The following is a 13,628-nucleotide window of genomic DNA, read 5'->3' on the forward strand; positions in this document are numbered from 1 at the left end:
GGCGTTGCCTACGCATTCTCTTATAAATAGAGAATCGTAGAATTGCAATGTTCCAGTCTGGACGGTTTTTACCCGTGTCGGCTCTTGTGAGCGGAGCTGCGTTGGAACAGTGAGAGGTGGGTGGCTCGGGGTCGGGGTGGGGTTCAACCAGGGGTCCGGGAACCCTCACCCCCCGCCCTCTCCCGGTGGGAGAGGGTGATCAGTCCTCGTGTGTGCTGATCGTCGTCGTCGGGCCCCAGGCCTCCTGGCCCTCGCGCTCGAAGAAGAGCGGCTCGCGCTTGCGCGCACGGCCACCCACTTCGTTCAGCGACATCGCGTCGAACAGCCGCCCGCCCACCATCGTGTACTGGATGGACGTGCTGTTCCGCAGGTCCTCCAGCGGGTTCTTGTCCAGCACCAGCAGGTCCGCCACCTTGCCCGCCTCCAGCGAGCCGATGTCCCCGTCCAGTCCGAGGTAGTGCGCCCCCGACAGCGTCGCCGCCCTCAGCGCCTGCAGCGGCTTCATCCCGCCCTGGCCGAACATCCACAGCTCCCAGTGCGCCCCCAGGCCCTCACGCTGGCCATGCGCGCCCAGCTGCACGCTCACGCCCCGGTCGTTCAGCGCCTTCGTCACCTCGGCCACCCGGAAGTGGTTGAGCTCGTCCTCCGGCGCCATCACCGGCCGCCGGCTGCGCGAATCCACCACCCGCCTCGGTACGAACGCCAGGAGCCGCTTGTCCTCCCACACGTTCGTCTTCTGGTACCAGTAGTTCTCACCCCAGACGCCGCCGTACCCCACGATGATCGTCGGGGTGTAGCCCGTCCCGCTGCGCGACCAGAGCTGCAGCATGTCCTCGTACGCCCGCGACACCGGCACCGAGTGCTCGACGCCCGTGTGTCCGTCCACCACCATCGTCATGTTGTGCTGGTAGAGCGAGCCGCCCTCCGGCACCACCATCATCTGCAGCTCGCGCGCCGCCTGGAGCACCTTCTGCCGCTGATCCCTCCGCGGCTGGTTGTAGCTCTTCACGCTGAAGGCCCCCACCGCCTTCATCCGCCGCAGGTGCGAGCGCGCGTCCTCCAGCGTCTCGATGGGCGCGCGGAACGCCCCCGACGCCCCGTACAGGATGGTGCCCGTGGAGAAGACGTGCGGCCCCATCATGTCCCCCGACTTCACCAACTCGCTCGTGGCGAAGATGGACTCCGTGTCGTTGGACGGGTCGTGCACCGTCGTCACGCCGAACGCCAGCGAGGAGAGCAGCTTCCAGTTCTGCTCCGGGAGGATGCCCTCGTCCCCCATCGCCCCGTGCCAGTGCACGTCCACCAGGCCCGGCATCAACGTCTTGCCCTTCACGTCCAGCACCTTCGCCCCCGCCGGCACCGCCACCTTCCCCCTCGGGCCCACCGCGGTGATGCGGTTGCCCTTCACCACCACCACGCCATCCTCGAGGACCTCGTCCCCCTTCATGGTGATGACGCGGCCTCCCACCAGCGCCAGCGTGCCCTCGGGCACGTCCGTCTTCGCCTCGAAGGCGATGTTCACCCCCTTCTCCGGAGCGTCCGGCAGCTTCTCCGGCGCGCCCTCCTGGAAGCGGAAGCTGTCCTTCAGCTCGCGCGTGTACAGCTCGGGGCCCAGCGCCCAGTGCAGCCGCTTGCCGTCACCCGACCAGTGCAGCCACTCGCCCGCGTCGCGCGACACCTTCGACACCGGCAGCGCCTTCGTCTCGGGGCTCGCCACCGCGCCCTTCGCCCCGCGCGGCAACGGCATGAGGAACGCGTTGAAGTTCTCCCGGAACGCCACCCACTTCTCGTCCGGTGACACCCGGTACTCCGTCGCCTCGTCGCTCGTCACGTGCGTGCGCTGCTCGCTCCCGTCCAGGCGGATGCTCTCGAGCGCGCGCTCGTCGTCCTTCTCCCGGTAGTCCACCGTCAGGAAGAACACCCGCTCCGAGCCCGCGCCGAAGTGCGGCTGCTCGCCCTCCTTCGACAGCCGGCGCGGCGTGCCGCCCGAGGCCGGAATCACGAACAGGCCCTGGTCGCGGCTGTAGAGCCCGCTGCGCAGGTAGCCGCCACCAATGGCCCGGTAGACGATGGACCTGCCGTCCGGAGAGAGCGCCGGCTCGACGTAGTGCCCCGGCCGCGACGTCACCACGCGGCCCTCCCCGCCCGTCACCGGCACCACCCGGATGCTCCCGAGCTTCTCGTCGTCCCACGTCGTGTAGACGATGCTCTTGCCGTCCCGCGAGAACGACGGGTACAGCTCCGTGTGCTCCGTCTGCTTCGTCAGGCGCCGGGGCGTACCGTTCGGCAGATCGCGCACGTACAGGTGCCCGAGCGCCTGGTACACCACCTTGTTCCCCTTGGGAGACACCTGCACCCAGCGCAGCATCTTCACCGGGAACCTGTCGGGCGCCACCGCCTGAGGGAAACGCACCGCCTCGGCGATGGCGCGGGTGCCGCGCACGCGGAAGGGAATCGGCGTCACCTTCTTCGTCGCCACGTCGATGCGCTGCAGCTTGCCGCCCGCCCAGAACACCAGCGACCTGTTGTCCGGCGTCCACGCCATCGTCGGGTACACGCCGTGGATGGCCCACGTCTCCTGCATGTCGCGCTCGAGCCCGTCGTAGAGGGGCCGCTCGGCGCCGCTCGCCAGGTCCGCCACGTACAGCGTGCTCCTACCGCGCACCCGGCGCACGAACGCCAGCGACTTCCCATCCGGAGAGGGCGTGGGACGGATGGAGCCGCCCGGACCCGTCACGAAGCGCTCCGTCTCCCGCGTGTCCAGGTCCAGCCGCTGGATGACATAGATTTCTGTGTTCGGGTCCTTGTTGTACTCGAACGTCTTCCCGGGCGTGACGTCCTGGCTGTAGTAGACATAGCGGCCGTCCGGGGAGAACACGGGCTCGCCCACGTCCTTCTGATCATTGGGACGCTCGGTGAGCTGCACGCCGTCACCGCCCGAGCGGTGGTACATCCAGATTTCGCCCGCGCCCAGCGAGCGCCGCGAGGTGAAGTGCTTGCGCGCGATGAGGAACTGCCCGTCCGGAGACCACGCGGGGCTGTTGAGCAGGCGGAACTTCTCCTGCGTCACCGCCGTGGGCTCGCTCCCGTCCCGCTTCATCACCCAGATGTTGTCCCCGCCGCCCCGGTCGCTCGTGAAGGCGATGGACTTCCCGTCCGGGCTGTAGCGCGGCTGCATGTCCCAGGCGATGCCGCTCGTGAGCGCCTTCGCCTCACCGCCGGTGATGGGGAGCGCGTAGATGTCTCCGAGCAGGTCGAAGACGAGCTCGTCGCCCCTGGGGCTCACGTCCAGGCTCATCCACGTGCCCTCGGTGACGTCGAGGTCCACCTGGGTGGTCGGGAAGCCGGGCGCGTTCACGTCCCACTTCTCCTCGGGCTTCTTCTCCTCGGGCTTGCCCGCGTCCTTCGCCGGCAGGGGAACCGGGGGCTTCACGGGGAGGGGGGCCGGCGCCTGCGCGCGGGCGGAGAGAGGCAACGCACTCGTGAGCACGAGCGCGAGGCAACGAAGGCTCAGTCGATTCACTCCGGATCCTCGTCGGTCTTGCGTGATGGGGAACGCAGCCTACCCCGACGAGGGCACGTGTGGAGCGCGGTGAAGCGGGCGGGCCGGCTAGCGCTCCAGTCCCTCGAAGAAGTCGACCTGGCCGGTCTCCAGCGAGTACTCGGCACCGACGATGCGCATTCCCTCCTCCTGGATGAGCCGCTCGAGCAGGCGGCTGCCGTGGCGCAGATGGGCGCACGACTGACGGACGTTGGCGCGCACGGCCTCGCGCATGAGGCGCTCCCTGTCCGCCTCCTGCCCCGCGGCGTGCACCACGCTCTCCACCGCGGGCCGGCACCGTTCCACCAGGTCGAGGATGTTGTCCGAGGGCGCCCCCACCCGGTGCTGGATGAAGTCCAGCGTGGACTTGATGGCACCACAGTGCGAGTGGCCCATCACCACCGCCAGGCGAGTGCCGAAGGTGGCCGCCGCGAACTCCACGCTCCCCACCAGCGAGGGCGCCACGACGTTGCCCGCCACGCGGATGACGAAGAGGTCTCCCAACCCCTGGTCGAAGACGATCTCCGAGGGCACGCGCGAGTCGGAGCACGAGAGGATGATGGCGAAGGGATGCTGCCCGGCCACCAACGAGGCGCGCGCGGACTGTCCGACCGCGACATCCAGGCTGCGCACGTTCTGGCAGAAACGACGGTTGCCTTCTTGCAGGCGCACGAGTGCCTGGTCGGCGGGAAGCGGGGCGGGAGGAACACCAGCGATGGTCATATCCGGACTCCTTCCCTCCATGAATGGTGCTGCCCGATGGGATTCGCACCCGACGCCCGCTAGCCCGCTACCCTCCTTGTCGCGTCCCGGAGGGGTACCTAGCGTTTCCAGGATGCAGTGGAACTCGAACACATCCAAGGGATACCTGGAGAAGAAGCGCTTCTGGAAGGACGCCTTCACCTGGCAGGGCGCGGTCACCCCGATCGTGATGCCACAGGTGCTCCTGTTCGGGCTCTATGGATTGCTCGTCGGGCTCGTCCACGTGGTGTACGGCTGGAGCAGTCTGGAGCGCGGGCCCGTGGAGTACACCGGCGCCTTCCTGGCGCTGCTGCTGGTGCTGCGCACCAACGGGGGTTACGAGCGCTGGTGGGAGGCACGCAAGCTGTGGGGCGGCATCGTCAACCAGTCGCGCAACCTGGCCATCGCGGGGCTGAGCTACGGCCCCAGGGACCGGGAGTGGCGCGAGCGGTTCGTGCGGTGGACGGCCGCCTTCAGCCACGTGGCCCGGCGAAGCCTGCGCGGCGAGCGGGAAGTGACGGAGCTGATCCTCCTGCTCCAGGACACGGGCGCCGCGGATCGCATCGCCCGGGCTCAACACATGCCCACGTTCGTCGCCCATGCCCTCGGCGGCCTGCTGCGCGAGGCCGTCGAGCATCACGGGATGGACCGCTTCGCCTTCCTCGCGGCCGACCGCGAGCGGGCCCAGCTCATGGATCACCTGGGCGGATGCGAGCGCATCCTCAAGACGCCCCTGCCGCAGGTCCACACCGTCAAGCTGCGGCGCTTCATCGTCCTCTATCTCCTGGGACTGCCCATCGCCGTCGTGGGGGAGTTGTGGTGGGTCCCCGGCCTGGTGACCGCGCTCGTGGCCTACCCGCTGCTGGGCATCGACCAGATCGCCGTCGAGCTGCAGAACCCCTTCTCCCCGAGGAACCTCAGCCACCTGCCGCTCGATCCCATCTGCGACACCATCCAGGGAAACCTGCTCGCGCTGCTCGAGGCGGAGGAGGCGCTCCCGATGCCACGGACCCATGAAAACGCCCCCGCGTTCTCCCGGCCCTGGCACACGGAGGGATGAGGGCAACCGCTCGACGGGCCTTTCCAGGTATGGGACCCTTCCCATTCGAGTGCGAGAATGGTCCCCAGAACAAGGTATCTGCTCATTCTTCTTTCATGTATCGGGTGCTCCGCGGCCACGCCCATCCCCGGCGTTGTACAACCCATGCCGGGAGAACGGCTGAGCCGCATCCCCGGGCCGATGCCTGGTTTCGGGCCATTTCAAAACTACTCGGATGCGCTGCTCTCCGCCTGCCCTCTCATTCTCGAGAAGCCGCACGCAACCGCCGGCCGACCCGATGACCCGAATTTCGATTTGTACTGGCGGCTCTCAACCGAGTATTGCGCTTGGCTGTACCACACGCCCGACGGCAATTATGAACTGAGCATGCTCGCGGCGAGCGCGGTACAAGACGACTCAAAGAAAAGACGATGTGATCTTCCTGCTTTCGTGGAGGATCCACGCTATCCGGCGGAGGGTCTCGGCTATGTCTTCGTCCTGCACAACCACCCGTATACAGACACACTCACGGAACTCGACATCCGGTTCATCGTCGACATGGGCCGGATTCACGGATTTGAAGTACAAACCAAGAAGCAGAAGGTCCCACTCAGCATCGTGGCCTTTTTCTCGAACAACAAGCCACCCAGGTGCGATGGCTTCTATCAATATGCACCCTTGACCGGCCAGATCCTCAAATGGACCGTCGACGAGAGGGGAATGTGGGACCGCAAGTCGACCGCGACCGTGATCTGGACGGATTCGGAATCCTACCGCATCGAGAAGAACTGACGCCCTGTATTCCCTGCCCCGCAGCACCCCATGGAAACGTAGAGATGCATTCCGTCAAGGCAAAGATTCTCGTCGCGGGACTGGGTCTCCTTCTCTCTGGCTGCGCGCGGAGTCGATGTTCCACGCTCATGTCCCTGTTCGGCTGCGCTTCCCAGAACGAGGCGGTTCTGGCAGAGGATCCGTCCATCCGGTTTCCACGGTTCCATGAGCACGCTCCCTTCAGGGTGGAAACGGATGGTGGAACACTTGAATTGGACGGCACGGTGCTCCGCGCCATCCAGATCGCAGCCGACGATTTCCTGCCGCCAGGAGCGAAGAACCCTCCTTGCTGGGCAACCCAAGCCGCGCACACGTATCGCGTGATTCGTCAGGACGACATCGTCTTCGTGCGGATCGATGAGGACCCCGAACGCTGCGGACAGCAGGTCATGGCTCTGGACTCCGGTGCGCAGTACGCCATCAGCTCCGATGGCCGCATCCTCCGGCGCCTCTTCGATGGTCAACCCGAGTCGCCACCGAGCCCGGAACCACCGGATGCCGGCCCTCGGGGTGTTCCAGCGCAGCCGGGTGTCGTCCCCGGCTATGAGCCCATCGAAAACAAACCGTCGCCCTCCTCGCTGCCGGGCTCACAAGACGAAGGCTGATTCAAAATCGTCCACCCACGCCAACATTCTCAGCACCACACACGCAGAGTACGCACCCACCCCGCCCCACCCCGTCACCTGCACGACGAACGAGCGCGCCCCAGCACCTCTCGTTAAAAGTAGGCCGCGCCGAGTCCGGCTCCTCCTGGTAAACCTTCGCGTCCTCCAGCAGAGGCCCGCCCGCCCGGCTGCAAGACACGTCTGTCTCTTTGGGTCATGATGCGGTGCGGTGTCGCACACCAGGTCCGAGTCGGGCCTGGGAGGAACGTAGGAATCGAGGGCCTGGCGTCGTCAGGGGGAAGTCCTTGGAGAGGCTGAAGGAAACGGTGGGGGAGCGGACTCCGGACGACCGTCCAGGTAGCCCCGAGCCCGAGCTGGACGCACTGGAGGTGCTGGAGCAGGAGCTCGAGCGCGCCCGCTCGGTGCTGAGCCAGGGCGAGTCCGAGCCGACACGGGTGGTCGGCTCTCCTCCTCCGCTGTCCCTCTTCTCCGACGAGCCCCAGCCCCTGCCCCGCGGCACCTCCGTGGGACGCTACCTCGTGCTGGAGCGGCTGGGCGCCGGCGGCATGGGCGAGGTGTACGCGGCGTTCGATCCGCAGCTCAACCGCAAGGTGGCCATCAAATTGCTGCTGCCCGGCGGCGAGGGACGGGAGCGCAACGAGGCCCGCCCGCGGCTGATGCGCGAGGCGCAGGCCATGGCCCGCCTGTCCCACCCCAACGTGCTGCCCGTGTTCGACATCGGCGAGCACGGGGACCGTGTCTTCATCGCCCTCGAGCTGGTGGAGGGCTGCACCCTGCGGCAGTGGCTCAAGGAGCAGCCCCGCCACTGGCGCGAGGTGGTGCACGTGCTCACCCTGGCCGGCCGGGGACTCGCCGCCGCCCATGCCGCGGGACTCGTCCACCGCGACTTCAAGCCGGACAACGTGCTGGTGGGCCGCGACGGGCGCGTGCTCGTCTACGACTTCGGCCTCGCCTGTGAGCAGGGCACCGGCCCCCCCGGAGCCCCCGTCCCGGTGGACCTGGCCGAGCTGCTGCGCGCCGAGCCCCCCCTCCACCAGGACACCGACACCGGCCCCATTTCCGGACTGCGCACCCGGGAGCCGCTCGAGACGCCGGTGACGCGCCATGGCCTCATCATGGGCACGCCGGGCTACATGGCCCCGGAGCAGTACCGACAGGAGCCCGTCACCGACCGCGCCGACCAGTTCAGCTTCTGCGCCACGCTCTACTACGCCCTGTACCGGGAGCACGCCTTCGAGGGCACCGGAGCCGGCGCGCTCGCCCGCGCCACGCTGGAGGGCCACGTGCGTCCGCCGCCGCGTGACTCGCGCGTGCCGGGCTGGCTGCGCCGCGTCCTCCTCAAGGGCCTGAGCCTCCACCCGAGCGAGCGCCATGCGTCCATGGGCGTGCTGCTGGAGGCGCTCCACGACGACCCGCGCACGCGCCGCCTGCGTCAGGCGCTCGTCGCGGTGGCCGCGGCCTTCCTCGTGGCCGTGGTGGCCGGTGCCGTGGGCCAGTGGCACCAGAGCCAGAGCCGCTGCCAGGGCATGGCCGCGAGACTGGAGGGCGTGTGGGACGCCCCGCGCCAGGAGGCCGTGCGCAAGGCCTTCCTCGCCACCGGCGCGCCCTACGCGGCCGATGCCTGGAATGGGGTGAAGGGCGCGCTCGACACCTATGCCTCCGCCTGGGTGGAGAAGCAGCGGCAGGCGTGCGGGGCGACGCGCACGCGCGGCCAGTCCTCCGGGGAGCTGCTCTCCGCGCGCACCATCTGCCTGGAGCGCCGGCGCTCCGAGCTGAAGTCCCTCACCGGCGTGCTCGCCGAGGCCGACACCAGCGTGGTGGAGCGCTCCGTGGAGGCGGTGCGTGGCCTGTCCGAGCTCGGCACGTGTGACGCGGAGGACGCGCTCGCCGCGGACGTGCCCGCCCCCGCGGACGCGACCATGGCGGCCCGGGTGGAGGACCTGCGCGCCTCGCTCTCGCGCGCCCGCGCCCTGCGCATCTCCGGCCAGTACGCGGCCGGACTCTCCGTGGCCGCCCCCGTGGTCGCCGAGGCGCGCGTCCTGGGCTACCGCCCCCTGGTGGCCGAGGCCCTGTTGGAGCTGGGCCAGCAGCAGGCGGGCTTCGGCAACCCCGAGGCCGAGCACCTCCTCAAGGAGGCGGCGTGGACGGCCGACGAGGTGCGGCTGGACGAGGTGCGCGCCGAGGCGCTGGTGGCCCTCACCCAGTACGTCGCCTACGACGCCGCGCGCGTGCGCGATGGCCATGACTGGTACCAGCAGGCCCGCGCCCTGCTCGTGCGCACCCGGCGCGCGGGCCGCCTCCTCGCCGAGCTCGAGAGCGCCCACGGGCTGGTGTACGCCGCCCAGGGTGACGCCGCCGCCGCCGAGGCCTCGCAGCACAACGCGCTCGCCGCGCTGGCCAGGGTGTCCTCCCCGGAGAGCCCCGAGGCGGCCGTGGTCCTGCGCCGGCTGGGCACCACGCTGAGCGCGCAGGGACTCCACGAGGAGGCCCTCTCCGTGTACCAGCGCGCGCACACCGCCTTCCTCGAGGCGCTCGGCGCCGAGCACCCGCGCGTGGGCAGCTCGCTGGTGAACATCGGCACCACGCTGAGCGCGCTGGGCCGCCACACCGAGGCGCTCGAGCCCCTGCGTCAGGGCCAGGCCATCGTGGAGCGCTCGCTGCCGCCGTACCACCCGTTCCACGCCATCGCGCTGGACGCGCTGGGCGCCGCGCTGTGGCGGGAGGGGAAGACGGACGAGGCGCTGAAGGTGCTGCACCGGGCGGTGGAAGCGGCCGAGCAGGCGCGCGGGCCCGAGCACCCGGACGCCGCGGGGCCGAGCACCACGCTGGGTCTGGTCCTGGTGGACGCCGGGCGCCCCACCGAGGCGCTGGGCTACTTCGAGCGGGCCCTGCGCCTGCGCGAGAGCGCGCTGGGTGTCCACCACCCGGAGCTGGCCGCGCCGCTCACGGGCCGGGGCGAGGCGCTGCTGAAGCTGGGCCGGGCCGCCGAGGCGCTCGCACCGCTGGAGCGCGCCCTGTCGCTGCGCGAGACCCATGCCGTGCCCCGACAGGAGCTGGCCGAGACGCGCTTCGCGCTGGCCCGCGCGCTGTGGGCCTCGCGCAAGGACACCGCTCGCGCCCGGGAGCTCGCCCAGCAGGCCGAGCGCACCCTGGAGCAGCCCGGCACCGAGAGCCTGCGCGCCCGCGTCCAGGAGTGGCTTGCCCCCCGGATGCCGCGCGGGTAGGTGGAGGCCATGACGGAGCGCAACGGGCGCGAGGCGTGGCCGCCGGAGCTCACCGAGCTCCTGCGCAAGGTGGACCGGCTGCGGCGCAGCGGGCGCCAGGACGAGGCGCTCTCGCGCATGCGCCAGCTCGTCGAGGCGTACCCGCGGCAGGCGCGCGTCCTGCTGGAGATGGGGCTGACGCTCGGCATCTGGGGCCGCTCCCCCGCCGAGGCCCTGCCCTGGTTCGAGCGCGTCCTGGAGATGGCGCCCGGCCATGCCTCCGCGCAGCTCCACCGCGCCCTCGCCCTCGCCCGGCTCGGCCGCCATGCCGAGGCCGTGGCCGACTTCGACGCGCTCGAGGCCGTGGGCTTCCGCAAGGCGCTCGTCCTCCACATGAAGCGCGCCGAGTCCCTCGAGGTGCTCGGCCGGCTCGTGGACGCCGAGCGTGACTGGACGCTCGCGCTCGACGAGGACCCCGGCAACCCCTGGCTGCTCCACCAGCGGGCCTCGGTGCTCGCGCGGCTCGGCCGGCTGGAGGACGCCGTGAAGGACCTCACCGAGGCGCTCGCGTCACGGGAGGGTGAACCGGTGGACGCGGAGCTGTTACGTGACCGGGGCGTGCTGCGCGAGCGCCTGGGCGACACGGCCGGAGCCCGCGCGGACTTCGAGGCGGGACTCTCCGCCCTGCGCGAGGGAGACCCGCACGGGCTCGCGGAGGACCTGCGCCGCAGGCGCCCACAGCACCCCTGACGCCCTTCCTCACTTTCCGAGAGAGGACGAACGCTCCGCGTACGCCCGGGCGCCTTGCATTTGATGGGTCCCCGGGGCTGTGCGACGTTCCGCTCCGTCATGGATGACACCACGCTCGCCTCTCTCAAGGCCGCGCTCGCCGCGAGCCCCGACAATGGACCGCTGCGCGCGCTCGTGATCAAGGCCCACCTGGATCGCAACGAAGTGAAGGAAGCGCGCGCCATCCTCGGCGACCATGCCCCGGACCTCTTCTCCGAGCCGGACAGGCTCCACGCCGCCCGCACCCTCCTCCAGTCCGGCGAGCCCGAGCGCGCCCTCCTCTTCTGCGCCCACCACCCCGCCGCCGAGGCCGCCCTGCTGTCCGCCCGCGCCCTCGCCGCGCTCGGCCGCAAGGACGAGGCCCGCACCGCCTACCAGCGCGCCGTGTCCCTCAACCCCACGCTGGAGGACCACGACCTCCTGGCCCAGTTCACCTCCACCGTGCGCGACGTGCAGCCCGCCGCGTCCGGTGGCCCCCGCCTGCGCGTCATCTCCAACGACGACACCGCCACCAACGAGGTGGACCGCGTCCTCGCGCCCCCGCAGAAGCCCCTCACCTTCGCCGACGTGGGCGGACTGGAGGAAATCAAGCAGCAGATCCGCAAGCGCATCATCCTGCCCTTCCAGAAGCCCAGCCTCTTCGAGCGCTTCCGGAAGAAGGCCGGCGGCGGCATCCTCCTCTATGGCCCGCCGGGCTGTGGCAAGACGCTGCTCGCGCGCGCCACCGCCGGCGAGTGCGGCGCCACCTTCTACAACATCGCCATCTCCGACATCCTCGACATGTACATGGGCGAGTCGGAGCGGAAGCTGCACGCCCTCTTCGAGAAGGCCCGCCAGACGACGCCCGCCGTCCTCTTCTTCGATGAGCTGGAGGCACTCGCCGCCAAGCGCCAGTACAGCCGCGAGGGCACCAGCGCCAAGCTCGTCAGCCAGTTCCTCGCGGAGATGGATGGCTTCGCGCAGAACAACGGGGGCGTGCTGATTCTGGGCGCCACCAACACGCCCTGGGCCATCGACCCGGCCTTCCGCCGCCCCGGCCGCTTCGACCGCGTCCTCTTCGTCCCCCCGCCCGACGCTCCCGCGCGCGAGGAGATCCTCCGGCTCCTGCTCGAGGACCGGCCCCAGGAGCCACAGCTCGACCTGGGCTTCGTGGTGAAGCACACCAGCACCTTCTCCGGCGCGGACCTGGCCAACGTGGTGGAGACGGCCAGCGACGCCGCCATCGAGCGCTCGCTCGCGCAGGGCAGCGAGGTGCCCATCTCCTCCGCGGACCTCAAGGCCGCCCTCAAGGAGGTGAAACCCACCGCGCTCGAGTGGCTCACCACCGCGCGCAACTACGCGCGCTACGCCAACGACGCCGGCCAGTACGACGAGGTGCTGGCCTTCCTCCAGGCCCACGGAAAGTCCTGAGCATGAGCGCCACCTACCGCATCCAGGACGAGCCCCGCCCCGGAGCCCTGGGACACCTCGTCGTCAACCCCGTGTTCCCCCTGCTGGCCACCATGATGGGTGGCGTGTGGCTCGGCCTGCCGTGGTTCGTCTTCAATGGCTTCGCCATGGGCAGCACCACGCGCATCAAGGAGCTGGTGCTCGCGCTGCTGGTGGTGCCGGGCACGCTGCTGCTCTTCTTCCTGCTCGGCACGTTGGTGCAGCAGGGCGTGCTGACGAAGACGTCCGCGCCCTACGCCGGAGTGGGCATCACCGTGTGGAAGCTGGCCATGGGCTACGTCCTCTTCAACCTCCAGCAGCGCAGCTTCGCCCTGCACGAGTACTACGGCGGCGTGGTGCGCAACGGCGCGCTCGTGCTGGTGGCCAGCATCTTCCTGGGCTCCTCCATCCTCTCCTCGCTCACCGGCGGCGACACCCTGCTGCTGGTGCTGCTCGGGTGATGCCATGAGCGACACGCCCCCCTACCAGTGGCTCCACTACGCTCGGGTGCAGATCGCCCGCGGAGACAATCACGGTGCCGTGGAGACGCTGCGCCGCACCCTCGCCTCGGAGCCGGAAGACGCCGAGGCCCATGCCCTGCTCTCGCTGGTGCTGCTCTCCCTCAAGCGCCCTCACGCCGCCGAGCACGAGGCCGGCATCGCCCTCTCCCAGGAGCCCCTGCTCCCCCTGGCCCACGCCGCCGCGGCCTCGGTGGCCATGGCCCGCGGGCGCTTCAAGGCCGCCGAGCGGCACCTCACCGACCTCCTGGAGCTGGAGCCCGATGAGCCGAGCAACCTCCGCCTCCAGGCCCGCTTCTTCGACCTGACGGGCAAGAAGGAGCGCAAGCGCGAGGTGCTCCAGCGGGCCCTGTCCCTGGCACCCGACGAGCCCGCCACGCTGGTGGCGCTCGGCGAGGACGCGCTGGAGCGGGGAGACGTGACGCGCGCCAGGCAGTGGGCCGCCGACGCCCTCACCGCTCGGCCCGAGTTCCAGGACGCGCTCGTCCTCATGGGGCAGGTGTACCTGCGCCAGGGCCGCGTCGAGGACGCTCGCGAGCACGCGCTGTGGGCCCTGCGCCAGGACGCCACCGACGAGGCCTCGCTGCGGCTGCTCGCCAGCATCAAGGCGCGCCAGAGCCCGCTGCTCGGCCTGTGGTGGCGCTACGCCATGTTCATGGGCGCGCTGGGCGACGGCAAGAGCACGCTCGTGCTGCTGGGCGCCTACGTGCTCTACCGCTTCGCCACGCTCGCCGCGAAGGACCTGGAGCAGCCCGGTCTCGCCTCCATCATCCAGGTCGTGTGGCTGGGCCTCGTCATGTACACGTGGGTAGGCCCCGCCCTCTTCCAACGGATGGTGCGCCAGGAGTTGGAGACGGTGCGGTTGGATCCACGCTTCTAGCGCTCCAGCCCGGCTGGTCGGGCAGCACCCTG

10 protein-coding genes are annotated in these 13,628 nt (G+C 70.0%); 8 read left to right on the plus strand and 2 right to left on the minus strand.

The genetic code is table 11. From position 1 onward, the window contains the following. Positions 1 to 199: 199 nt before the first annotated feature. A complete protein-coding gene (locus tag JQX13_RS13305) occupies positions 200 to 3,523 on the minus strand; it encodes an amidohydrolase family protein (RefSeq protein ID WP_203409369.1) in 3,324 nt (1,107 codons plus the stop codon). Between the two features lie 87 nt (positions 3,524 to 3,610). Then, positions 3,611 to 4,264: a carbonic anhydrase gene (locus JQX13_RS13310; protein WP_203409370.1), complete on the minus strand. Its 654-nt coding sequence runs from the start codon at positions 4,262 to 4,264 to the stop codon at positions 3,611 to 3,613. Positions 4,265 to 4,376: 112 nt separating this feature from the next. Between JQX13_RS13310 and JQX13_RS13315 the strand changes: the two genes are divergently transcribed. The 8 genes from JQX13_RS13315 (at position 4,377) to JQX13_RS13350 (ending at position 13,596) form a co-directional block, all read left to right on the plus strand. Then, positions 4,377 to 5,342, plus strand: a complete 966-nt coding sequence (locus tag JQX13_RS13315; protein ID WP_203409371.1) for a bestrophin family protein — start codon at positions 4,377 to 4,379, stop codon at positions 5,340 to 5,342. 144 nt (positions 5,343 to 5,486) lie between these two features. Next, positions 5,487 to 6,113, plus strand: coding sequence for a hypothetical protein (locus JQX13_RS13320; RefSeq protein ID WP_239014728.1), 627 nt, complete (start codon positions 5,487 to 5,489; stop codon positions 6,111 to 6,113). 44 nt (positions 6,114 to 6,157) lie between these two features. Further along, positions 6,158 to 6,757 (plus strand): hypothetical protein, encoded by a 600-nt coding sequence (locus JQX13_RS13325; protein ID WP_203409372.1) that lies wholly within the window; start codon positions 6,158 to 6,160, stop codon positions 6,755 to 6,757. A gap of 305 nt (positions 6,758 to 7,062) precedes the next feature. Continuing rightward, positions 7,063 to 10,002, plus strand: coding sequence for a tetratricopeptide repeat protein (locus JQX13_RS13330; RefSeq protein ID WP_203409373.1), 2,940 nt, complete (start codon positions 7,063 to 7,065; stop codon positions 10,000 to 10,002). Between the two features lie 9 nt (positions 10,003 to 10,011). Further along, positions 10,012 to 10,731, plus strand: coding sequence for a tetratricopeptide repeat protein (locus JQX13_RS13335; RefSeq protein WP_203409374.1), 720 nt, complete (start codon positions 10,012 to 10,014; stop codon positions 10,729 to 10,731). A 99-nt stretch (positions 10,732 to 10,830) separates the two neighbouring features. Continuing rightward, a complete protein-coding gene (locus JQX13_RS13340) occupies positions 10,831 to 12,180 on the plus strand; it encodes an ATP-binding protein (RefSeq protein WP_203409375.1) in 1,350 nt (449 codons plus the stop codon). Between the two features lie 2 nt (positions 12,181 to 12,182). Then, the gene (locus tag JQX13_RS13345; RefSeq protein WP_203409376.1) at positions 12,183 to 12,659 is read left to right on the plus strand and encodes a hypothetical protein; all 477 of its coding nucleotides are present in this window, start codon (positions 12,183 to 12,185) and stop codon (positions 12,657 to 12,659) included. A 4-nt stretch (positions 12,660 to 12,663) separates the two neighbouring features. Continuing rightward, positions 12,664 to 13,596: a tetratricopeptide repeat protein gene (locus JQX13_RS13350; RefSeq protein WP_203409377.1), complete on the plus strand. Its 933-nt coding sequence runs from the start codon at positions 12,664 to 12,666 to the stop codon at positions 13,594 to 13,596. The last annotated feature ends 32 nt before the right edge of the window (positions 13,597 to 13,628 follow it).

This window comes from Archangium violaceum (assembly GCF_016859125.1).
In the GTDB taxonomy this organism is placed as follows: domain Bacteria; phylum Myxococcota; class Myxococcia; order Myxococcales; family Myxococcaceae; genus Archangium; species Archangium violaceum_A.